At 37.6% G+C, this 23,368-nt stretch carries 18 protein-coding genes, 1 rRNA gene and 1 riboswitch; of the genes, 11 read left to right on the forward strand and 8 right to left on the reverse strand.

Annotated features, from left to right (window positions below; translation table 11 throughout):
* The 4 genes from ND2E_RS0121550 to ND2E_RS10685 form a co-directional block, all read right to left on the reverse strand.
* Positions 1 to 114: ribosomal RNA gene (locus ND2E_RS0121550) — 16S ribosomal RNA — on the reverse strand; the annotation flags it as partial.
* A gap of 650 nt (positions 115 to 764) precedes the next feature.
* Positions 765 to 1,535 carry an SDR family oxidoreductase gene (locus ND2E_RS10695; protein WP_033093923.1) on the reverse strand — a complete coding sequence of 257 codons (771 nt, stop codon included), beginning with the start codon at positions 1,533 to 1,535 and terminating at the stop codon, positions 765 to 767.
* Between the two features lie 253 nt (positions 1,536 to 1,788).
* Positions 1,789 to 2,961: an enoyl-CoA hydratase/isomerase family protein gene (locus ND2E_RS10690; RefSeq protein ID WP_033093924.1), complete on the reverse strand. Its 1,173-nt coding sequence runs from the start codon at positions 2,959 to 2,961 to the stop codon at positions 1,789 to 1,791.
* A 342-nt stretch (positions 2,962 to 3,303) separates the two neighbouring features.
* Positions 3,304 to 4,488 carry an acetyl-CoA C-acyltransferase gene (locus ND2E_RS10685; RefSeq protein ID WP_033093925.1) on the reverse strand — a complete coding sequence of 395 codons (1,185 nt, stop codon included), beginning with the start codon at positions 4,486 to 4,488 and terminating at the stop codon, positions 3,304 to 3,306.
* A 285-nt stretch (positions 4,489 to 4,773) separates the two neighbouring features.
* Between ND2E_RS10685 and ND2E_RS10680 the strand changes: the two genes are divergently transcribed.
* From ND2E_RS10680 to ND2E_RS10635, 10 genes are all read left to right on the forward strand, one after another.
* The gene (locus ND2E_RS10680; RefSeq protein ID WP_033093926.1) at positions 4,774 to 5,172 is read left to right on the forward strand and encodes a MerR family transcriptional regulator; all 399 of its coding nucleotides are present in this window, start codon (positions 4,774 to 4,776) and stop codon (positions 5,170 to 5,172) included.
* A gap of 96 nt (positions 5,173 to 5,268) precedes the next feature.
* A complete protein-coding gene (locus tag ND2E_RS10675; protein WP_033093927.1) occupies positions 5,269 to 6,438 on the forward strand; it encodes an isovaleryl-CoA dehydrogenase in 1,170 nt (389 codons plus the stop codon).
* A 321-nt stretch (positions 6,439 to 6,759) separates the two neighbouring features.
* Entirely contained in the window at positions 6,760 to 8,367 is a 1,608-nt protein-coding gene (locus ND2E_RS10670; RefSeq protein ID WP_033093928.1) for a carboxyl transferase domain-containing protein, read from the forward strand.
* A gap of 43 nt (positions 8,368 to 8,410) precedes the next feature.
* Complete coding sequence (locus ND2E_RS10665; RefSeq protein ID WP_033093929.1) at positions 8,411 to 9,199, forward strand: enoyl-CoA hydratase/isomerase family protein; 789 nt, start codon at positions 8,411 to 8,413, stop codon at positions 9,197 to 9,199.
* Positions 9,200 to 9,267: 68 nt separating this feature from the next.
* Positions 9,268 to 11,313 (forward strand): acetyl/propionyl/methylcrotonyl-CoA carboxylase subunit alpha, encoded by a 2,046-nt coding sequence (locus tag ND2E_RS10660; RefSeq protein ID WP_033093930.1) that lies wholly within the window; start codon positions 9,268 to 9,270, stop codon positions 11,311 to 11,313.
* A 2-nt stretch (positions 11,314 to 11,315) separates the two neighbouring features.
* The gene (locus ND2E_RS10655) at positions 11,316 to 12,236 is read left to right on the forward strand and encodes a hydroxymethylglutaryl-CoA lyase (protein WP_033093931.1); all 921 of its coding nucleotides are present in this window, start codon (positions 11,316 to 11,318) and stop codon (positions 12,234 to 12,236) included.
* Positions 12,237 to 12,355: 119 nt separating this feature from the next.
* A complete protein-coding gene (locus ND2E_RS10650) occupies positions 12,356 to 13,075 on the forward strand; it encodes a CoA transferase subunit A (protein WP_033093932.1) in 720 nt (239 codons plus the stop codon).
* A complete protein-coding gene (locus ND2E_RS10645) occupies positions 13,075 to 13,731 on the forward strand; it encodes a 3-oxoacid CoA-transferase subunit B (RefSeq protein ID WP_033093933.1) in 657 nt (218 codons plus the stop codon). Before ND2E_RS10650 ends, ND2E_RS10645 begins: the two co-directional genes overlap by 1 nt.
* 114 nt (positions 13,732 to 13,845) lie before the next feature.
* Positions 13,846 to 13,948: riboswitch (cyclic di-GMP riboswitch) on the forward strand.
* Positions 13,949 to 14,006: 58 nt separating this feature from the next.
* Complete coding sequence (locus ND2E_RS10640) at positions 14,007 to 14,366, forward strand: DUF3718 domain-containing protein (protein WP_223303608.1); 360 nt, start codon at positions 14,007 to 14,009, stop codon at positions 14,364 to 14,366.
* Between the two features lie 256 nt (positions 14,367 to 14,622).
* On the forward strand, positions 14,623 to 15,774 hold the full coding sequence (locus tag ND2E_RS10635) for a patatin-like phospholipase family protein (RefSeq protein WP_033093935.1): 1,152 nt from the start codon (positions 14,623 to 14,625) through the stop codon (positions 15,772 to 15,774).
* Positions 15,775 to 15,922: 148 nt separating this feature from the next.
* On the opposite strand, the gene ND2E_RS10630 is transcribed toward ND2E_RS10635, so the two are convergent.
* Positions 15,923 to 17,890: a monovalent cation:proton antiporter family protein gene (locus tag ND2E_RS10630; protein ID WP_033093936.1), complete on the reverse strand. Its 1,968-nt coding sequence runs from the start codon at positions 17,888 to 17,890 to the stop codon at positions 15,923 to 15,925.
* Positions 17,891 to 18,252: 362 nt separating this feature from the next.
* On the opposite strand from ND2E_RS10630, the gene ND2E_RS10625 reads away from it, so the two are divergent.
* Positions 18,253 to 19,170 (forward strand): GGDEF domain-containing protein, encoded by a 918-nt coding sequence (locus ND2E_RS10625; protein WP_033093937.1) that lies wholly within the window; start codon positions 18,253 to 18,255, stop codon positions 19,168 to 19,170.
* Positions 19,171 to 19,202: 32 nt separating this feature from the next.
* Here ND2E_RS10625 and ND2E_RS10620 read toward each other — a convergent pair whose 3' ends face one another.
* From ND2E_RS10620 to ND2E_RS10610, 3 genes are all read right to left on the reverse strand, one after another.
* Complete coding sequence (locus ND2E_RS10620) at positions 19,203 to 19,925, reverse strand: hypothetical protein (RefSeq protein ID WP_033093938.1); 723 nt, start codon at positions 19,923 to 19,925, stop codon at positions 19,203 to 19,205.
* A gap of 27 nt (positions 19,926 to 19,952) precedes the next feature.
* Entirely contained in the window at positions 19,953 to 21,317 is a 1,365-nt protein-coding gene (locus ND2E_RS10615) for a DEAD/DEAH box helicase (RefSeq protein WP_033093939.1), read from the reverse strand.
* Positions 21,318 to 21,633: 316 nt separating this feature from the next.
* Positions 21,634 to 22,281 (reverse strand): TetR/AcrR family transcriptional regulator, encoded by a 648-nt coding sequence (locus tag ND2E_RS10610; protein ID WP_033093940.1) that lies wholly within the window; start codon positions 22,279 to 22,281, stop codon positions 21,634 to 21,636.
* Positions 22,282 to 23,368: the final 1,087 nt, after the last annotated feature.

A 23,368-nucleotide genomic window follows, 5' to 3' on the forward strand; every position in this document is an offset into this window, starting at 1 on the left:
TCACCCGTCCGCCGCTCGTCATCTTCTAGCAAGCTAGAAATGTTACCGCTCGACTTGCATGTGTTAAGCCTGCCGCCAGCGTTCAATCTGAGCCATGATCAAACTCTTCAATTAAAAATCGTTTGTGATGTACCGCTTACCGAAGTAAACAAGTAACATTTGCTCAATGAATTCTGTCGTGATATTTATCCGAAGATAAATATCGCATTACATATATAAGTATATATTTATCTGTGTGACATCATCATTAAGCGTTTTTTGCTTCCAAAGGAAACTAAGTAAAACAACTGTAATGTGAGTGTCCACACAAATTGCATGATAACTAATTGTTAAAGAAAACGTTTCGATTGAAACGTTAGGTAAGAGTCGCATTCGCTCTTAACCTTGGCTACTTTAAGTAGCGTCATTCGCTGCTCTCGCCCCGAACTGGATGCGTATAATACGCTGCAAAATCTTGATGTCAACGTTTAATTAATTTAATTTGAAAAATTAATTTCTCTTATTAATAATTAGACATTAACCTTATTAATCAACCTTAATAAAGCAGTGATTAACTCATCAAAACGTCCACTTGGTTAAGGTTTTTGCCTTAGCCCCTTGGAACTGGAGCGGATTGTAGAGAGTTTTTAGTTTTGATCAAGTGTTTTTTCACGCAATCTACAATTATTTGTTTGATCGATTAATTATCAAACAAAAACATTCTCTCAAAAGTGAGGTTCAGTTAAATGAAGTCGGAAAAATTATTTATAAGTCTAACGAAAATACTACATACAAAGGCCACCATCTATTTCTATGACACGACCGGTGAAAAATTCGTTTTCGAAAATATATTTTGCCGTGTGAGCAATTTCTTCAGCCTCACCTAAACGCCCAACTGGTTTCATTTTCTCCAACCTATCCCGCATTTCTGGTTTCATGGCATCAGTCATAGCGGTGCGTATTACCCCAGGAGCAATAGCACCAACACGAATACCATGACGACCGAGCTCCCTTGCCCAAGTTGTTGTCATTGCTACAACACCAGCTTTTGCTGCGGCATAGTTAGTTTGTCCTATATTACCGCCACGAGCTATTGAAGACATATTAATAATAACGCCTTCTTTGCTCCCTTCTATCATATGTACAGCTGCTTCTCTACCGCATAAAAAGACCCCTGTTAAATTGACATCGATAACTGATTGGAAGTTTTGTAAAGACATTTTTTTACTGACAACACCATCTTTTGCCTTAACAAACATTCCATCACGTAATATACCCGCATTATTCACTAAACCATCAATACCATTAAAATCTTCATTAATTTGTTGAAATACTTTTTCAACTTCCTCTTCTTTACTTACATTTGCAAGGTAGTAATTTACTTTAATGCTTTCAAAGCCTGCAGATATGACTTGCTCAACACTTTCTTTCAGTTGCTGCTCATTTAAATCGATCAACGCAATATTTGCCCCCGATTTTGCAAAACTAATAGCCATAGTCAAACCTAAACCTTGACCCCCACCTGTAATTACAATCGTTTTATCTTTTAATTTCATTATTCTCTACTTCTTGTTTATCAAATATATTAAGAATACCGAATAGATCTTCTCTACTGGTTATATTACCTAGACATTTTTATAAAATTAGCTTTTAAATGGCCATCTCTATTTAAGTTGACTATCTAACGATACTTTCATCGTCAAAGTTGCCCTTTAGTTATTATAAAAATACTAATCTCTCTATCTGTTTTTAACCATTTAAGTTTCATGTTGCGCTATAGGATTAATAAAACATTCAAATTTTTGAAATTTAGGAGAGTTTAGCTAGAGGATGAGACGCTTTTGACCAAGATGACTCAAAAAACCAATTAAGTACGTTACTATCAATCGCTCCAATTGATGGATATTGCCACTGAGGCCGATTATCTTTATCGATTAGTAATGCTCTAACGCCTTCTGAAAACTCACCAAAGTATCCACATTTAACCGCTAAGTCTAATTCCATACGAAAACAATCTGCTAAGGCCATACCTTTGCCTTTATTTAATTGTATAAAGGCTAATTGTGCACTTAAAGCACTGCCATTTTTCAATGATTTCTGCGCTCTATTAAACCACTTATCTTCTGTTTGAACACCTAAGATCGCAGCCAAAATTTCAGTTAAGTCTTCATTATTTGTCAAGGTACCAATTAAAGGTTGATGTTCTTTTAACACAGACACAGGTAATTTATTCACAGAGTTTTGCTCAAACTCTTGTAGTAATTGTGAAGTTTTATCGTGATTTAACGGGATTGTTTCTCCCCAGTTAATCATTTTAAGTTGGGTTAGTAAGTTGTCTTTGTGTTGTTGCTCAACAAAGTAATCTGCGAGTTGACAATATTTAGCATCCGCCGCATTAATAGATGCCCCTGTTAATGCCAAAAACAAACCACAACCTGACGGCATTTTATTAAGAAAATAACTGGCACCAACATCAGGAAACAAACCAATACTTATTTCTGGCATAGCTATACGCGAACTTTCGGTGACAACACGATGACTTGCACCTACAAGCATACCTAATCCGCCCCCCATAACAATACCACTTCCCCATACTATAAAAGGTTTGTTAAACGTATGAATTAAAAAATCTAACTGGTATTCTTGTGTAAAGTATCTTTCAATTTCTGGCGCAAACTTATTGTCTTCATTTAGTTTATCCGCAATATTTCCTGTACTGACATTCTTTGTCAATGCACTGTTTTTCATTGCACTGTATAAATGAACAATATCCCCACCAGCACAAAATGCTTTATCACCTTCGCCCTGCAAAAATACTGCAGCGATGTCTTGTTGTTGCTGCCAAGCGACTAATTTGGGATAAAGTAGAGCTACCATATCGCTACTTAATGCATTAAGTGATTTAGGTGAGTTAAGGGTAATTAGCCCAATTTTCTTTCCATTATCACAATCAACTTCTTGAAAAATAACTACATCAATCATAATTTTCCCGTATCGAATTCTATTTTATTGTTAAAATAGCCACACTGTTTAAGTTATCAAACAAATTTATCCGTATTTATAATCAATTATTAGCTCTCTATTTAGTCGATCATCATTCGTGGAAATATTTAATACTAAACAGTTCTTGGCAATCAGCTACTGATTTTGGATATAACAAACTTATCAATAACTTCTAGCCTAATGAAACACCTTGCTCTCACCGGTTAAAGTTGTTCAATGTTAAGTTATCGACATCGAATTAACGAAAAAAGTACCCATTGACGTTAATCAATGAGTACTTTTGATACTTAAATTGAATGATAAAGTGAGTAAAATTAATAACTACAGCATTTCTAATGCGATTGCTGTCGCTTCACCACCACCAATACAAAGAGAAGCAACACCTTTAGATAACCCTTTATTTTTCAATGCATGAATTAAAGTTACCATAATGCGCGCGCCACTAGCACCTAATGGGTGACCTAAAGCACAAGCACCACCATTAACATTAACTTTCTCAATATCTAATGACAGGTTTTTAACTGCTAACATAGTTACCATGGCAAACGCTTCGTTGATTTCAAATAAATCAACATCAGCTGTTGTCCAACCAGCTTTGTCTAGCAATTTATTCATCGCACCAACTGGTGCGATAGTAAATTCTGCAGGAGCTTGTGCGTGAGTGGCATGAGCAACAACTTTACACAGAGGTGATAAACCGCGTTTTTCAGCTTCTGATAATTTCATCATTACCAGAGCTGCTGCACCGTCTGAAATTGAGCTCGAGTTGGCTGCGGTAATGGTTCCGTCTTTCTTAAATGCTGCACGTAAAGATGGAATTTTGTCTGGGCGAGCATTACCTGGCTGCTCATCGGTATCAATAACGGTTTCTTTACGTCGATTCACTACAGTAATAGGTGCAATTTCATTTTTAAAAGCACCGGATTCAATCGCTTGATTTGCACGACTTAATGAACGAATAGCAAATTCATCCATTGCTTCACGAGAAAAACTAGCTTCATCAGCCGTATCTTGGGCAAAACATCCCATAGATATACCGTCATACGCATTTTCTAGACCGTCTTGCATCATGTGATCGATCACTTGACCATGCCCCATGCGTAAACCTGTTCTTACTTTTGGCAAAATATAAGGTGCATTACTCATGCTTTCCATTCCACCAGCAATAGCAACATCGATAGAGCCTGCAAGTAATGCATCATGTGCTTGCATCGCGGCTTTCATGCCTGAGCCACATACTTTATTGATTGTGGTACACACTGTTGATAAAGATAAATCAGCAGCAATGGCTGCTTGCCTTGCAGGTGCTTGTTTTAAGCCAGCTGGCAAAACACACCCCATAATAAGTTCATCAACTTGATCGCTGGCTAGATCAGCTTCGTGTATAGCAGCTTTTATTGCGGTAGCACCTAAATCAGGTGTCGTTACCGGGGACAAACAACCACCAAAGCCCCCCATAGGTGTTCTAACAGCGGAAACAATAACAATAGGATCTGATAATGACATTGAACTCTCCAGTTTCTAAATGATAATAAGTTTAAATAAATTCGAAAAAATTGATAGCTTAGCCTAACCTAACACTTAAGTTTACGTCAACGTAACTTTAGTAGTAGCCCTAGCTAATACTAATCACGTTTATCGTGGAATAGTTATTAATTGTTTTTATTGAATAGAAATAATTAAGGAAACTAACGAATATCAGACTAGCTCAAAACTTACCCTTTACGTTAACGTAAACTTATTATAAGATAAATCAATAAATAGTTTTAAGATGAGAAACACGAGTAAAAAATGACCCAAAAAATTAGCCAAGCTAAATACTCTATTAGCGACTTATCAAAAGAATTTGATATCACTACACGCAGCATTCGTTTTTATGAAGATCAAGGGCTAATCTTTCCTGCACGTAAAGGACAGACAAGAATTTACAATCAAAGAGATAAAGTTCGATTGAAGTTGATTCTTCGTGGTAAACGACTTGGTTTTTCACTAGCAGAAACTGGCCGTTTGTTTGAACTATATGATGTTGATAAAACCAGTGCCACACAGTTAAATACCATAATGACTTTAATTAATGAAAAGAAAAATGATTTAAAGCAACAACTTGAAGATATAAATGCAATATTAATTGAACTAAATGATTTAGAGGATAATTGTAAAACTACCCTCAAAACACTCGAAAATACTTAATCGCAACAAACGTTTTATAAAATACAACTAAACCCATTTAATCGTTACTAACTCAGCACTGCCATGCGGGAATGAGTTTCACTAAAAGGATAAAGCATGATTTCAAAATTCAGCTCACTTAACTATAACTTAGGCGAAACCGTGGACATGATCCGCGAGACTGTCAACGCTTTCGCCCGTGATGAAATTGCTCCGCGAGCAGAACAAATAGATATTGATAATGAATTCCCTGCTGATCTATGGAAAAAATTTGGCGAAATGGGCCTTTTAGGTATGACCGTTGAAGAAGAATATGGCGGATCAGGTTTAGGTTACTTAGAGCATATTGTTGCTATGCAAGAAATCAGCAGAGCTTCAGCATCTGTCGGTTTAAGTTATGGTGCTATGTCAAACTTATGTCTAAACCAACTACGTAAAAATGGCTCCCATGAGCAAAAATTAAAATACTTACCAAAACTTTGTACTGGCGAGCATGTTGGTGCACTTGCTATGAGTGAACCAAATGCCGGATCAGATGTTGTAAGTATGAAACTTCGCGCTGATAAAAAAGGTGATAAGTATATTCTTAACGGCAACAAAATGTGGATAACCAATGGTCCAGATGCTGATGTTTATGTCATTTATGCTAAAACAGATATCAGTGCGGGTTCAAAAGGTATTACTGCTTTTATAGTTGAGCGTGATTTCCCTGGTTTTTCTCGCCATCAGAAACTAGACAAGTTAGGTATGCGTGGTTCAAATACTTGTGAGTTAGTTTTTCAAGACTGTGAAGTACCAGCTGAAAATATTTTAGGCGCTGAAGGAAAAGGTGTTCGGGTATTAATGTCAGGATTAGATTACGAGCGTGTCGTTTTATCAGGTGGCTCTCTAGGCATCATGGATGCTTGCATGGATTTAGTTGTACCTTACATACACGACAGAAAACAATTTGGTCAATCCATTGGTGAATTTCAATTAGTACAAGGTAAAGTAGCTGATATGTATACTCAAATGAATGCTGCTAAATCTTACGCTTATATGGTTGCCCAAGCCTGTGACCGCGGCGAAACCACTCGAAAAGATTCTGCCGCCGTTATTCTTTATGCTGCGGAATTAGCGACTAAAATGGCTCTTGATACAATCCAATTACTTGGGGGGAATGGTTATATCAATGAATTCCCAGCGGGTCGTTTGTTACGTGACGCTAAGCTGTATGAAATAGGTGCTGGTACGTCCGAAATTCGTCGCATGCTAATTGGCCGTGAATTATTCAACGAATCTAACTAGTCATTCATCTAGTTGCTGTACCGTCTAATTAATTCGTAAAAAGTTTTCATTGATTATCATCAATGCCGTGCTTTTCCTTTTATTAAATCGTACAGCTTAAAGTTGAATCATGACTAATTCAGTGACAAAAAAAGTAACTTCTGTAGTAAGTAATTAAACAAATATTGAGTTAACCAGTAATTGTTTAGTTTGCCGCGGTTTAATTCAAATACAAGGCAAAAAAAGCAAAGTTGACGATAGTCAATGAGCATTTTTAGACGCAGTAGTTGAGTTAAATCGCAATAAAATAAATGATTACTATCAAATAAAAGGCTCTCTCTCGTGGCAAAAATAATAAGTAAGATAAACACTCGCAGCCAAGGTTTCTTAGACAATGCTGCACATATGCAAACTCAAGTTGATGATTTACGTGAAAAGCTCAGTGAAATCAAACTTGGTGGTGGCGAACGCTCTCGTGAGCGACACATAGGGCGTGGTAAGTTATTACCGCGAGACAGAGTAAATGCCTTACTTGATGATGGTTCAGCTTTTTTAGAATTTTCTCAACTTGCTGCCTATAAAGTTTATGAGGATAACGTACCTAGTGCCGGTATTATTACTGGTATAGGCCGCGTATCTGGGCAAGAGTGTGTTATCGTTGCCAATGATGCCACGGTTAAAGGTGGAACTTATTATCCACTAACGGTGAAAAAGCATCTTAGAGCGCAATCTATTGCGCAAGAGAACAACTTACCTTGTATATATTTAGTTGACTCTGGAGGCGCAAACTTACCTAATCAAGACGATGTATTTCCAGATAAAGAACACTTTGGTCGGATATTTTTCAACCAAGCAAATATGTCAGCCAACAACATTCCTCAAGTTGCTGTTGTTATGGGCTCATGTACTGCCGGTGGCGCATATGTTCCAGCAATGGCTGATGAGTCAATTATTGTTAAAGAGCAAGGTACTATATTTTTAGCTGGTCCACCTTTAGTTAAAGCCGCTACAGGTGAAGTTGTTAGTGCAGAAGATCTTGGTGGTGCAGATGTACATTGCCGTACTTCAGGTGTAACCGATCACTATGCGCAAAATGATAATCATGCGCTTGAAATAGCACGTTCTGCCGTTAAAAACTTGAACCGAGTAAAACCGGTAACAATAGACTTCAAAGAAGTTGTTGAGCCCGCCTACCCAAGTGACGATATCTACGGCATTATCCCTAAAGATACTCGTCAACCATTTGACGTGCGTGAAATTATTGCACGTATTGTTGATGGCAGTGATTTTAATGAATTTAAAGCACTTTATGGCAATACATTAGTTTGCGGATTTGCCAGTATTTTTGGCTACCCCGTTGGCATTGTTGCCAATAATGGTGTGTTATTTGGTGAGTCTGCTGAAAAAGGCGCTCACTTTATACAACTATGTGCACAACGAAAAATACCCTTAGTATTTCTGCAAAACATTACCGGATTCATGGTTGGTAAACAATACGAATCAGGCGGCATAGCAAAACATGGTGCCAAAATGGTTACCGCTGTTGCTACGGCACAAGTGCCTAAATTTACCATTTTAATTGGTGGCAGCTTTGGTGCCGGTAATTATGGTATGTGTGGTCGAGCCTATGACCCTCGTTTTTTATTCATGTGGCCAAATTCACGTATATCCGTGATGGGTGGCGAACAAGCTGCAGGCGTTCTGGCACAAGTAACACGTGATAAAAAAGAAAAACTAGGGGAAAGTTGGAGCGAAGCCGACGAACAAAAATTTAAGCAACCAATCATCGATAATTATGAACACCAAGGTCACCCTTATTACGCCTCAGCCCGTTTATGGGATGATGGCATAATCGACCCTGCGGATACTAGACAAGTATTAGGTTTAGCTATTTCAGCTTCATTAAACAAAACAATTGAAGAGACCAAATTTGGCATCTTCCGTATGTAACCGTACTTAATTACAGAAATAACAAGAGTAAAGCGGACTTATTATGAATACCAATAACGACACGGTTTTGTTAGAAGTTGATGAGCAAGGTATTGCCACAGTTACTTTGAACAATCCAGAGAAACACAATGCTTTTGATGATGGCGTCATTAAACAATTAACTGATATTTTTAATGATATTAGTAATCGAGATAATGTAAGCATTATGATTTTAGCTTCAAACGGCAAAAGTTTTAGTGCCGGTGCTGACTTAGGTTGGATGAAACGTATGGCAAGTTACTCCTATGAAGATAACTTGAAAGACGCCAACGCCTTAGCGCAAATGTTAAAAGCATTAAACTTTATGCCACAAACAACTATAGCCAAAATTCAAGGCGCCGCTTTTGGTGGCGCAGTTGGTTTAGCAAGTTGTTGCGACATTGTAATCGCAAGTACTAAAGCAAGTTTTTGCCTTAGTGAAGTAAAATTAGGCTTAATACCTGCAACTATTAGTCCTTACGTTGTTGATGCTATAGGCTTAAAAGCCAGTCGCCGTTACTTTCAAACGGCCGAACGTTTCTTTAGCGATAAAGCACAATTACTTGGCTTGGTAGATGAGGTCGTCGCACCTGAGCTGTTAGCTGAAGAGGTCAATACTATGATCACCAAGTTATTAGCAAATGGCAGTCAAGCAAGACGACAAGCCAAAAAACTAAGCCAAGATGTTGCCTTTCAAACCATTGACGATAACTTACTCAAAGACACCAGTGAGCGTATAGCAGCTATTCGCGTGTCAACTGAAGGACAAGAAGGTTTAACGGCCTTTTTCGAAAAACGAACACCTAATTGGTAAAAGTAATTATCAATGTTTCAGTTGCTCAGTGATATTAAGTGATACTAAAAGAATAAAAGGATATACAAATGTTCAGTAAAATTTTAATTGCCAACCGTGGTGAAATTGCCTGCCGTATTATTAAAACAGCCAAAAAAATGGGTGTATTAACCGTTGCCGTTTATTCCGATGCCGACAAAGACGCATTGCATGTGCATATGGCCGATGAAGCCGTTTACATTGGCCCTTCACCATCACGCGAAAGTTATTTATTAGGTGATAAAGTCATTGCTGCGGCTAAACAAACTGGTGCTCAAGCCATCCACCCCGGTTATGGCTTTTTATCTGAAAATGCTGACTTTTGTCGTAACTGTGCCGCTGAAAATATCACTTTTATTGGACCGCCTGTTGCCGCTATTGAAGCGATGGGCTCAAAATCAGCAGCTAAAAACATTATGGAAGAAGCTGATGTGCCATTAGTGCCCGGCTACCATGGAGATGATCAATCACGCGATATCATTAAAAAAGCTGCTGATGACATGGGTTATCCTGTCCTGTTAAAAGCTACCGCTGGCGGCGGTGGTAAAGGCATGCGCCAAGTATGGAGTGAAGGTGAATTCGATGAAGGTTTTGCCGCTGCAAAACGTGAAGCGATGTCATCATTTGGTGATGACACTATGTTAGTTGAAAAATACTTAACACAGCCTCGACATGTTGAGATTCAAGTATTTTGTGATAATCACGAGAATGCAGTGTATTTATTTGAACGTGATTGTTCAGTACAGCGCCGCCATCAAAAGGTCATTGAAGAAGCTCCGGCTTTTAGCATGAGCGAAGAGTTACGCGCTAAGATGGGAGAGTCGGCCATCAAATCAGCCCAAGCTATAGGCTATCAAGGTGCTGGAACCGTAGAGTTTTTACTTGATATTGACGGCTCTTTCTATTTCATGGAAATGAACACCCGCTTACAAGTTGAACATCCCGTGACGGAAATGATCAGTGGACAAGATTTAGTGGAATGGCAATTGCGTGTCGCCGCGGGTGAAAACCTCCCTAAAACACAAGAACAACTAGTGCTCAATGGACATGCCTTCGAAGCTCGTATTTATGCCGAAGATGCAAGTAACGACTTCTTACCGGCAACCGGAAAACTGAGCCTATTAAAAACACCTCTTGAGAGTGAACATGTACGTATAGATACAGGTGTTCGTCAAGGCGATGACGTTAGTGTCTATTATGATCCAATGATTGCTAAATTAATTGTCTGGGATGAAAGTCGTGAAAAAGCGCTACAACGCTTAGCAAAAGCATTAAGTGAATACCGTATTAATGGCGTAACAACCAACATTGATTTTCTTTACAACCTAGCAACTTCAGCACCTTTTCAAAATGCTGACATTGATACCGGATTTATTGAGAAAAATCATGATTTAATTTTTCATAACGATGATAAACCACTGGTCAACGAACTGCCAATCGCCGCTTTATTTCTTGTTCTATCTAAAAAAAGCAACGCAAAACAGCAAGCACAGCAAAGTAACGACCCGTACTCTCCTTGGTTTAGGGCTAATGCGTGGCGCTTAAATGAAGCAAATTTACATACGTTAGTATTGGCACACAATGATACAGAATACACAGTAACGGTTGAACAAAAACGCCAAGCCAATGATGCCTATTATTCAATTAACGTAAATGGTGAAAAGTTTGATTGCCAAGGTGAGATATTAACGACACCACATAATGATGACACTATCGTTGCAACGATTAACGGACACCGTAGCCAAACGACCTTTAATCACTTTGAAAATAGCATTAGTTTATATAGAGCTAATGGCGTATTTAACTTTACCCATATACAGCCAGACTGTGGCCAGCATAGTGAAGATGATAGTCATGGTGGTTTAGCTGCACCAATGAATGGCACTATGGTGAGTGTGTTAGTTAACTCTGGTGAACAGGTGAGTAAAGACCAACCATTGTTAATTATGGAAGCGATGAAGATGGAACATACGATCAAAGCGCCAGCAAACGGTACTATTGATGAAGTGTTTTTCCAAGTGGGCGACATGGTCGATGGTGGCGCTGAGTTATTAGCATTCTCGGCTCAAGAAAATAGCAGTGAAGGATCGAATTAATCATGTTATCAAACACATTACCACAACAAGTAAAAATTGTTGAAGTTGGTCCTAGAGACGGTTTACAAAATGAAGCGATCGCAGTTAGTGCTAGTGATAAAATTCAGCTAATAGAAAAACTCAGCGATGCTGGCATTAGTTATATTGAAAGTGGCAGCTTTGTTTCACCTAAATGGGTGCCACAAATGGCAACATCTACTGAAGTATTTGAAAAACTTACTCGCGATCAGACTGTAACCTATGCAGCTTTAACACCTAACATGCGGGGTTTTGAAGCAGCATTGGCTGTCAATGCTGATGAAGTTGCTATCTTTGGCGCGGCTTCTGAAAGCTTTAGCCAAAAAAACATCAACTGCTCTATTGAAGAAAGCCTTGAGCGCTTTGCCCCTATTATGGCAGCAGCTAAAAATGCGAATATCAAAGTTCGTGGTTATGTTTCTTGTGTACTCGGCTGCCCTTATGAAGGTGATATAGATCCAGAACAAGTCGCAATAGTTGCAGAGAAACTTTTTGCTATGGGTTGTTATGAAATTTCCTTAGGTGACACCGTCGGTGTGGGTAATCCTGCAAGCGTAACAAAGATGATACAAGCCGTTAGTGCCCGTGTACCAACAGATAAACTAGCGGTGCACTTTCATGATACCTATGGACAAGCGTTAACCAATATTTACGCTGCGTTGCAATTGGGTGTCAAGGTGGTCGATAGTGCTATTGCAGGTTTAGGGGGTTGTCCTTATGCTAAAGGTGCATCAGGTAATGTTGCCACTGAAGATGTTGTATATATGCTTAATGGTTTAGGTATAAATACTAATATCGACTTTAAAAAGTTACTGCAAGCAGGTTGGTTCATTAGTAATAAATTAGGTAAAGCACCTATTTCTAAAGTATCCAATGCTTATTTAGCAAAAGTTTCAGAAGAATAGTAATTTCTTCGCATGGAGAGAATGAAGGTAAAGTCAATTATTATAATAATTCATTATATTATTACGTCTTTCTCTCTGTTAATTTTTTATAAAATATCAAACCAAGTGAGGAGAATAATATGGCAGGATTTGACAAAGTAGTGTCAAGCTATGAGGAAGCCATGGCTGGACTAACAGATAACATGACCGTTATCGCAGGTGGTTTTGGTTTATGTGGTATCCCAGAAAACTTGATCAGTGAAATCAAACGCAAAGGTACCAAAGGTTTAACCTTAGTTTCTAATAATTGTGGTGTCGATGATTTTGGTTTAGGTGTTTTATTATCTGATCGACAAATAAAGAAAATTGTTGCTTCATATGTTGGTGAAAATGCTGAATTTGAACGTCAAATGATGGCTGGAGAATTAGAAGTTGAGCTTACACCACAAGGTACGCTTGCCGAAAAGATGCGTGCTGGAGGTGCTGGTATTCCTGCTTTTTACACAGCAACAGGTGTTGGTACGCCAGTAGCTGAAGGTAAAGACGAACGAACATTTAATGGTCGTGACTATATTTTAGAAGAGTCCATAACCGGTGATTTCGCCATTGTCAAAGCGTGGAAAGCTGATAGATATGGTAATTTAGTGTTTAGAAAAACCGCACGAAACTTTAATCCTATGGCGGCGACTGCAGGTAAAATCACGGTTGTTGAAGTAGAAGAAATAGTTGAAGTTGGTGAGCTAGATCCCGACCAAATTCATACACCAGGTATTTATGTTGATCGCCTAATTTTAGGCACTTTCGAAAAACGTATAGAACAGCGCACTGTTCGTGCATCTTCAGCACAAGGAGCAAAATAATGGCATTATCAAGAGAACAAATAGCTCAACGTGTTGCGCAAGAGTTAAAAGACGGTTACTACGTTAATCTAGGTATAGGTATCCCTACCCTAGTGGCAAACTATGTACCAAAAGGCATTGAAGTGATGTTGCAATCAGAAAATGGCTTACTTGGAATGGGACAATTTCCAACTGAAGAAAACATAGATGCCGACCTTATTAATGCAGGCAAACAAACTGTCACTATGGCAACGGGCGCATCTGTCTTTGACTCAGCAGAGTCATTTGCCATGATACGAGGCGGCCATGTAGATTTAACTGTGCTTGGTGCATTTGAAGTGGACGTAAATGGGAATATAGCATCATATATGATCCCAGGAAAATTAATCAAAGGCATGGGTGGCGCTATGGATTTAGTCGCTGGCGCAGATAATATTATTGTCACCATGACGCATGCTTCTAAACATGGCGTATCAAAACTACTTAATAGCTGCTCATTACCGTTAACCGGTAAAGGTTGCATTAAAAAAGTGTTAACTGATTTAGCTTTCATCGAAATTAAAGAAGGTAAATTTCATTTATTAGAACGCGCTCCAGGTGTTTCAGTAGAAGAAATCATTAAGCTAACTGAAGGTGAACTTATTGTGGCTGGTGATATTCCCGAGATGAAAGTTTAAACACAAACACCATTTATTTTCAATTTAAATATAAAGTTATAATTTAGTACATTAGTTGCAACTTCCTACTACTTTAGTTGCAATTAAACTGATATTTAGCGATACTTATTTTTGACAAAGAAAAGGCAAGGCACGCGAAAACGTGTTACGCAAAACCACCGGTCTAAGGGTAAAGTTTAATTATTTAAACTTTACCTATGACAGCGGAGTCACCTCGTTAATAGGTACATCCCGTGGTTTTTTCTTTTATTAACTCCATTATTAAGGTTTATAAAATGAAAAAATTATTAATAGCTTCAACCATCACAGCTTTAACAATAACATCTGCACTAACGACACCAAAAGCACAAGCTGCTGACATTGCGACAAGTATATGTGAGTACGTGGCAGCTGATGACAAGAAACGCATGCGTTCATTTTTAAAGACTAATAAACTAAAAATTCGTCGTATTTTCGACAATATTCAGTGTAATGGTAAGAACTTATTAGAGTTTGCATCAACCTCTGGCTCAGTAAAAACTGGTTCTTTGATGATTTCAAAATTACCAAAGAAAGTAGTTTCTGCTAATCTAGCTGTTCTTCAAACTGGATCGCAACCATTGATAGATGCTGCCAACGCTCGCGTTAGCAGTTAAAATAATTATTTAAAGTAGATGTTAATACCTTTTAGCAATAAAAACGGATGAGTAAAAGCGATACTATTTAATAATTCTATGTCATTTTAAAAAAGCCAGCTTTGCTGGCTTTTTTTTGTCCAAAATATATTAGATATATTGGTAATTATGAATTAACTTCCTAGCGAAGTACCTCAAAAGCACTTACACTTAAGTCATTGACCTTGATTAATAAATAGCGCAGTTCACACTGTTAAAAATAAAAATATTATTAGTTATGACACTAAAAAAAAATTACTTAAATAGTAAAAATGCTCTGGTACTTACTGGCGGCGGCGCTCGCGCAGCCTATCAAGTTGGTGTTTTGTCAGCCATCTCTAAATTTATCCCTAGAAATCATGGCATCCCATTTTCAATCCTGTCTGGTACTTCTGCTGGTGCTATTAATACTACCTCATTAGCTTGTTATGCATCCTGCTTTCAATTAGGTGTAAAAAAATTAGAGTGGGCTTGGAAAAATTTCAATATATCAAGTATCTATCATAGTGATCCAGTTAACGTATTTAGTCATATAAGCCAAGGTATGTTAGCAAGTTTCCAAGCTGACTATGCTAACAAGAGCCCCCGCAGTTTGCTCAACAATGCTCCGCTTCGAGCACTTCTAAACCAAATTCTCGATTTTAACCGTATAGATAACAATATTACACGTGGCTACTTGTCTGCCGTGTCCATTACCGCATCAAGTTATAGTAATGGAGATTCCATTAGCTTTTATCAATCAGATGGCTTAGCCCTACCTTGGTCACGTGTTAAAAGGCGTGGTGAACTGTGCCAACTAAACACTGAACACTTGATGGCTTCTGCTGCCATTCCAATGGTATTTCCTTCGGTGAAGATTAAAAATCAACATTTTGGTGATGGCTCAGTACATCAACTTTCTCCTTTGAGTCCAGCGATTCATTTAGGGGCAAAAAAAATATTTGTCATTGGGGTAGATCAACCTAAAGAATTGAAAAAGACACGGGAAGATATGCCTCATCCGCCAAGTTCTGCAACTATTGCTGGTCATCTACTCGATTCTATTTTTTCTGACACTATGCACAGCGATCTCGAGCGCATGGCACGAATAAACGACACACTTAAATTAATATCAGCTCAAAATAGAAAAGAAAACGAAGGATTACAGCACATCGACAGTTTTGTCATTAATCCCAGTCATGATTTTAACGAAATTGCCGCACAGTATTATTACGATTTACCATTAACTCTACGTATACTTTTACGTAGCGCCGGCATAGGGAATAATTCTGAATCGAGTATTATTAGCTACATATTATTCGAAAAGAACTTTTGTGGTGAGTTAATCAAGTTAGGTTTCGCTGATGCAATGGAGCAAGAACAAACTATTCGAAAATTTCTTAATATTTGATCAGCCTGAGTTGAAACTTTAACCGGCAATCTTGCCATTACTCGCAGTGGCACCTTAAGGACAATCCGTGTGCTACCGAGTAGATTGTCCTATCTTTCCTTTGCTTTTTCGAACGAATAGTAATGTAAAAAATATATAAATTAAGGTATTACTTACCTTCTTGTAAATAATGCTCTGCCTTTTCAACGCCTCTAGGTTTACCACGAATAATCAGAGTATCTTGAGATTGTAAAAGCGTACTTTGCTCTGGGGATTCACATTCAATTTCACCTCGGCGTAAAGCAATGACATTGACTTTCATTTTTCCAAGATTTAAAGAATCAATGCTTTTGCCACAACCAAAGGAGTCATCATTAATCAAAATCGCATGAGCAAATTCAATTCGATCCATGGCTTGAGGACTCATGTCCGTGTGTTCTCCCTGAAAAAAACCATGCAAGTGATTGTAATGATTTTTTCGTTCTTTTTGTACTCGACGCATTATACGAGAAAATGGCACTCCCGTAAGAGACAATACTTGCGAAACTAACATTAAACTGCCCTCTAAGCTTTCCGGCACAACCTCATTGGCCCCCGCAGTTTGTAACACATCAAGCTGATCATCATTACGAGTTCTCACCAAAATAGGCACATTTTCATTCATACTTCTTATTTTTTGAATCACTTCAAGCGACTGTTTATCATCACCAAAAGCAATGACAACTAACTTAGCTTTTGATAAATGCGCAGCATTAAGTACTTCAGTTTGTCTAGAGGAGCCAAAAAGTACTTTCTCACCTGCTTCTCTCGCTTTTTGAGTGCGAAGTGGGTCAACATCAATAGCAACAAAATCAATTTCATCTTGTTTCAAAAAACGGCTGACAGTTTGACCAACACGTCCAAAACCACAAATGACCACATGATTGTCTAATACTTTATTTTCAGGTAATTGTGATAGTTCGAGCGAGTCAGCTGACTTTTCTCGACTAAAAAATAGTGCCCAAGACCTAGCGTTGTTGATCATAAATGGTGTAATTGCCATACTAATAACCCCAGCACCCAATAGCATAGAAGCAACATCTGTTGGCAATATTTGACTTTGATTTGCTAAAGCAATTAATACAAAACCAAATTCCCCCATTTGCGCCAACATTAAACCTGATGCCCACGCATCTTTACTGGCTTCGCCTGCTTTGATTGCCAAGGTTTTAATGACTATAATTTTGACTAACATAAAGCAGAGCATTAAGCCTAATAAGCTAAAGGGTGATGAAATCAATAAACTCACGTCGAGTTTCATGCCTACCGTAATGAAAAACAACCCGAGCAAGATATCTCGATAAGGCCTAATATCAGCTTCAAGTTGATGCTTGTATTCACTTTCACTCAACATCATGCCAGCAAGAAATGCACCTAACGCCATTGATAAACCAAACCATTGAGTAAAAGCAGCAGCGAGTAAAGTGACCAGTAAAGTTGTTAAAACAAAGAGCTCATCAGTTCGCACTTGTGCAATGATGTTAAATATTTTAGGCAGTAACCACTTGCCAATAAGTAACAATAATGCAACGACCACGACTCCTTTCACCATCGCGAGCATTAACGCCCATGCCATAGAGCTTTGACTATCCATCGCCAACATAGGAATAATAATTAATAACGGGACAACGGCAACATCTTGAAAGAGTAAAATGGCGACTGAAATTTGACCTGACTTTCGTTTCATGGCTCCCGTTTCACTTAACTGCCTGATAACAATAGCGGTAGAAGACAAGGCTAGTATGCTACCAACAACAAAAGCCTCAGAGAAGCTTAAACCAAAAATAAGCCCCGCAATAATGAAGACAAGCAACGAGATCCCAACTTGCAAACTGCCAACGGATACCACTAAGTGTCGCATAGCCATCAATCGGGGTAATGAGAATTCAAGTCCTAAGGTAAAGAGTAAAAAAACAATACCCAATTCGGCAAAGTGATCATAATCGACTTGGTCATGAACTATGTTTAAACCGTGTTGACCAACAATCATTCCTGCGATTAAATAAGCTAAAATAGCCGGCAAATTCAGTCGACGAAATAACCATACAACAAAGACAGCACAGGTTAAAATCGCAAGTATTTCTAGATAACCGCTCACAAAACTTCCTTTAATTTACTTTGATAACATATAGGTGCAGTCAATAACACTGCTAGTACTTGAGTGATTGCCAAGCGGCAAGATATTGCCGTCAACTCCAGAACTCAAGTGTGTAGTTAGTAATAACTCATAGTTTACCTAGCCTTAAAGTATATTAGCAATAACAAAAAACTACCTAACCAATAGTTAATATATTTCATTTAGAAAATGACGCGAATTAATCAATTAACAACTAACAATTATTTAAGTGGTACGCTTTTTGCTTTTATCATTATAGATAAAAAAATACCGTCAATTTATGCTCTTAGCGCAATACTGCTTTGTCGATTGGCGTGACAAAATAAAGTTTATGAGGTTGTTGTATGCAAACATTAAACGTACTTGATAATAGGTTTTCTCCTTTCAATACCTATAGTACATTAAGCACAGATACACTTGTTGCTGAAACTTTTACTGACACCGTTTTTGATAAACGTCAAATGTTAGCACTGATGACTCAACTGCAAACAACTCTAGATATTGATGAACTACTTAATATATTTGCAATAGAAGCAACTCGTTTTGTCGATTTTTCGGGGCTATATTTTAAAAGCCAGAGTTTGAATACAGTGCTTCCGGGCAGTAGAAAAGCTAAAAAAGAGCAACGTTTTGAGTTAAAAGTCGATAATAGCTTTATTGGTACACTCAGCTACGGTATTAACAGCCCTATTAGTTTGATCAACTTTAAAGTTTTAGAACAACTTCATCAATGCCTGTTGTATCCCCTTAAAAATGCTATTGCTTATCATGCAGCGATACAACTTGCTATGCAAGATGGTTTAACAGGCCTAGGAAATCGTCGATATTTTGACGAACAATTGAAACGATCAATGCATAATGCTAATCGGCACCATAGCTTAGTCGGTTTAGTTTTAGGTGACTTAAATAAGTTTAAAGCGATTAACGATACTTATGGTCATATTGCTGGCGATAATGTTTTACAAGAATTCGCTAATGTTTTACGTCTATGCACTCGTGACTCAGACAGTTTGTTTAGATTTGGTGGTGATGAGTTTGCCATTATCGTCGAGAATGCTAACGACACGGCTTTAACCATTATTGAGAATAGGATAAATCTTGCATTAGCTGATAATGCTCAATTGAATAAATACCAACTAGGTTGCAGCATCGGATCAACGTTTATGAATAGAGCCGATAATGAACTAAGTTTTTTTGAGCGTGCCGATGAAATACTCTACCGTAGAAAAATGCAAGTATCTGCTCACTTAAGTGTTGTATAAACTAATAAAATAGAAAGTACAGCAAGAAGTCATTACGACTTTATAGCAACGAGTGTTTTAAAAGCCTCTTTGCGCTCTTGTGGGCTAGCGTTAACCAATAAACGACAAAAACGGATCGTTTGGGCGAATGTTTTATCATTTACCTCGCCATTACCCAAATGTTGTAAAACAGCGGTAACATAGTATTCATCTAATAAAAATATCTTCGCATAGTGATTAATTGCTTCAGTTAAGGAGGGGTATATCACATCGTCAAAACTGAATGTCTTTACTTCAATTGTTTCGAGAGTAGCCTCTTCCAATTCAATACCATTTACGACAAGTGGCCAGCTTAAAAAACTTACTCGAGTCTTTGCCACTTCATACATAAACCAAGCACTTCGAGCAAATCCTGCAAAGTTTCCTTGTTCAAATTCACTTGTGGCTAATTCTTCCTTTGTCCAATTAACTCCAATAGCAAGATCTTTAGCGTAACGCGTCAGCAGTTTTTTCTTTACGTGACTATTGACCGCTAGAATGTTTTTTTCTTTAGCTTTATTGGCAAATTGCTGGCACTCGTGGCAGCTAGGAATGGAAACCGCAGGTTGTGAACGAGAAAGTGACAACTTTTCATCGCTCTCATAAGTACAAGTAACACTATAAGTTCTGAAAATAAAAAACACATGGCTGGGCTCACCACAAAACCAGCAACAATGCCTTTTGTCAAAAGGCGTTTCTGTCATTAATACAGAGGTGGTCACAGGTTTTCGTGGCATATAATTAACATATTCGTTAGTTAAACCTTAGCGTTTTTTCTGAATTTTATTATTATATTTACTGTTAGTTCGTGCCGCTTTATTTTTATTTAACTTTTTACTTTTTACATCTTTTTTCGCTAAACTCTGATTCTTTTCTTGCGTTGCTCGGTACCTATTCTTACTATCGCGCTTCACCGCTGCTTCTTGATAATCGTCAGCTTCTTGGCGATTAAATTCGTAACCAGGGGCTATGATACGTTCAAATTTTCGTTCTATTAATTGCTCAATGTTTTCTAAAAAGCGCTCATCTTTAGGGCTGACTAAAGAAATAGCCGTACCTGACTTCCCTGCTCTTCCTGTACGACCAACACGATGAACATAATCTTCAGCCAAAAACGGTAAGTGAAAATTAACAACATAAGCAAGATCGGGTATATCTAAGCCTCGCGCTGCAACATCAGTGGCCACTAATACTCGTACTTTACCTTCACTGAACTGTTCCAATGCTTTATTTCTTGCTCCTTGCGTTTTATCACCATGACATAATGCTGCTTTTATTCCATCAAGCTTCAATTCTTTTGCTAGAGTATTTGCACTTTCTTTAGTTCCTGCAAAAACAAGCACTTGCTGCCAATTATTAACGCCAATAAGTTCTGAAAGTAATTCTCGTTTACGTAGTTCGCTAACCCAATAAACGGCTTGTTTTATTTTACCTGACGTTGTATTTTGTTTAGCTACACTGATTGTTTTAGGTGACTTAAGCAACTGATTAGCTAAGGATTTTACACGCTCTGAAAAGGTTGCAGAAAACATTAATGTCTGATGTTTATGCTTGATTGTTATCAACAATTTTTCAATATCTGTCAAGAACCCCATATCTAACATACGATCAGCTTCATCGAGTACGAGAAATTTAACTTGTGACAAGTCAACATTACGTAAAGCTAGATGTTCAAGCAAACGACCCGGTGTGGCAACTAAGATATCGAGGCCTTGCTTTAACATATTTGTTTGAGATGCCATTTTTCCACCACCGTAAACGACACCACTTTTTATCGGTAAGTACTGGCTAAACTGTTCGATGTTACTAGCAACTTGATTAGCAAGTTCACGGGTTGGCGTCAAAATCAATGCTCGTATGGCTTGTCCAGAAGCACTTCTTTCATTAACAGAACCTTCATCTGTAGAAGAGGAACTCTTGGCAGCATGGTTTGCTTTTGCAATAGTTTCTAAAATTGGCAAGCTAAAAGCAGCCGTTTTACCTGTGCCTGTTTGGGCGCTTGCTAAAAGGTCAACACCTTGGCGAATAACAGGAATGGCTTCTTGCTGTATTGGAGTTAAATTTTTATAACCGCACGCCTTAACTGCTTTTAGTAAATCCGCTGATAAGCCAATTGCATCAACACTCATATGTCACCTAAACCCTAAATAAATTTGTAAACTACTGAAATTGCATAATTGCCGCGGATTATAATACAAATTACCGTTAAAAGCTGAACTAGTCTTGAAAATTATAGATAGATTAACAGAGGAAGTATTTTATAGATGGGTTTTGTTAACATTATCAATTTACAAACACCGCAAAAGATAATAAAAGTTTGTAAATAGTTTAAAAGTAATGGTTATATCATTGCTTTGCTATTACATCGCCTTGCTTCTCCTACTAGAATGTGGATTAACAAAACGTGTAATGAGCAAACTGAAAATGTTGCTTAACAGTTAAGCATCATCGAAGAGACAAAGGTTCAATGTTAGTAATTGGTGCACCGACACCCGCGGCTACATAAGGGATTACTCGCTCAATAACGCCTGCTATATCTAACTCATTATCAAAATCATTTTGAGCAATATCTATCAGTGCTTCACTTGAAGACATGGTAAAGACGATAGTGCCCATGGTAAAATGTAAACGCCAAAATATTTCTTCAGCAGTTAATTCAGGGTAAGCTATGTTAACGGCTTTAGTAAAGTTAGTGAAAACATCTGGGTATTGTGTTGTTAAAAACCATCTTAAAAAGCCCTGACTGTCAGTATAACCACGCCCTAATAGTTGCAAGAAAGTACTAGTACCATTCTCTTTAAAATCATTCAGGTGTAGTAATGGTCCTATAAAAGCAGAAAATACTTCGTGTAAGGTTGGTTTAAGTTCAGCTTGGCAAATGAGTGAAAGCGCAGACTCCAATCTGGGAGAGAGTTCATCCATATAGCGTGACATAACAGCTTTAATCAACTCTTTTTTAGAGCCAAAATGATAATTTACCGCCGCTAAATTAACATTAGCTTGACTCGTAATTTCTCTTAAGGAAGTGCCATTAAAGCCTTTATTGGCAAAAAGTACATCGGCTGCATCTAATATTTTATTTTTAGTACTCATAAGTCAACTTCTACTGCTTACTGTTTTAATTATTTTTACATTTAGCATATAAACTAAACAACTAGTTTAAACACCTGTTTAAAATAGCGTACTCTTTGTAAATAGGTCAAGCTTTTAAAAAACGCCGAACCAAATTTTTTCAAATTTTATTATACACCAACTCGATTACATATCATTACGGTATCTATACAGTAAAACACTGATGAAGCATTTATTATGTACTCAGTTTCTAGCAAAGGTTCATTTATAAAACACTTTGCCTTGTTAACTCCCTAGTATTTCATAGTGATTATTGTTTTTGTTTACTATTCCTACCCAGTTTCATGTTGTAGTTTGCTCATTCATTTAGAATGAGCTTTTTTTTGCCTTCTTTCTCTTAAAGTAGCTAATTTTTCAAAATGTGTTGTGCCTTACTAGCGCTACAAATCGTTACCGTATCTATACAGTAAAACACAGGGTAAGCATTTATTATGTACTCAGTTTCTAGCAAAGGTTCATTTATAAAACGCTTTGTCTTGTTAACCCCCTAGTATTTCATAGTGATTATTGTTTTTTGTTTACTATTCCTACCCAGTTTCATGTTGTAGTTTGCTCATTCATTTTGAATGAGTTTTTTTTTGCCTTATTTCTCTTGGAGTAGCTAATTTTTCAAAATGTGTTGTGCCTTACTAGCGCTACAAATCGTTACCGTATCTATACAGTAAAACACAGGGCAAGCATTTATTATGTACTCAATTTCTAGCACAGAGTGAATTCCATAACGCTCTGTTCTTGTTAACTCCCTAGTATTTCATAGTGATTATTGTTTTTGTTTACTACTCCTACCCAGTTTCATGTTGTAGTTTGCTCATTCATTTAGAATGAGCTTTTTTTTGCCTTATTTCTCTTGGAGTAGCTAATTTTTCAAAATGTGTTGTGCCTTACTACCGCTACAAATCGTTACGGTATCTATACAGTAAAACACAGGGCAAGCATTTATTATGTACTCAGTTTCTAGCACATAGTGATTTCCATCCCCCTCTGTTCTTGTTAACTCCCTCATATATCATTGTTTTTGTTTATGATTGTTTTTATATCTCAACTCAGT

Origin of the sequence: Colwellia psychrerythraea (assembly GCF_000764225.1) — a bacterium.
Taxonomy (GTDB): Bacteria; Pseudomonadota; Gammaproteobacteria; order Enterobacterales; family Alteromonadaceae; genus Colwellia; species Colwellia psychrerythraea_D.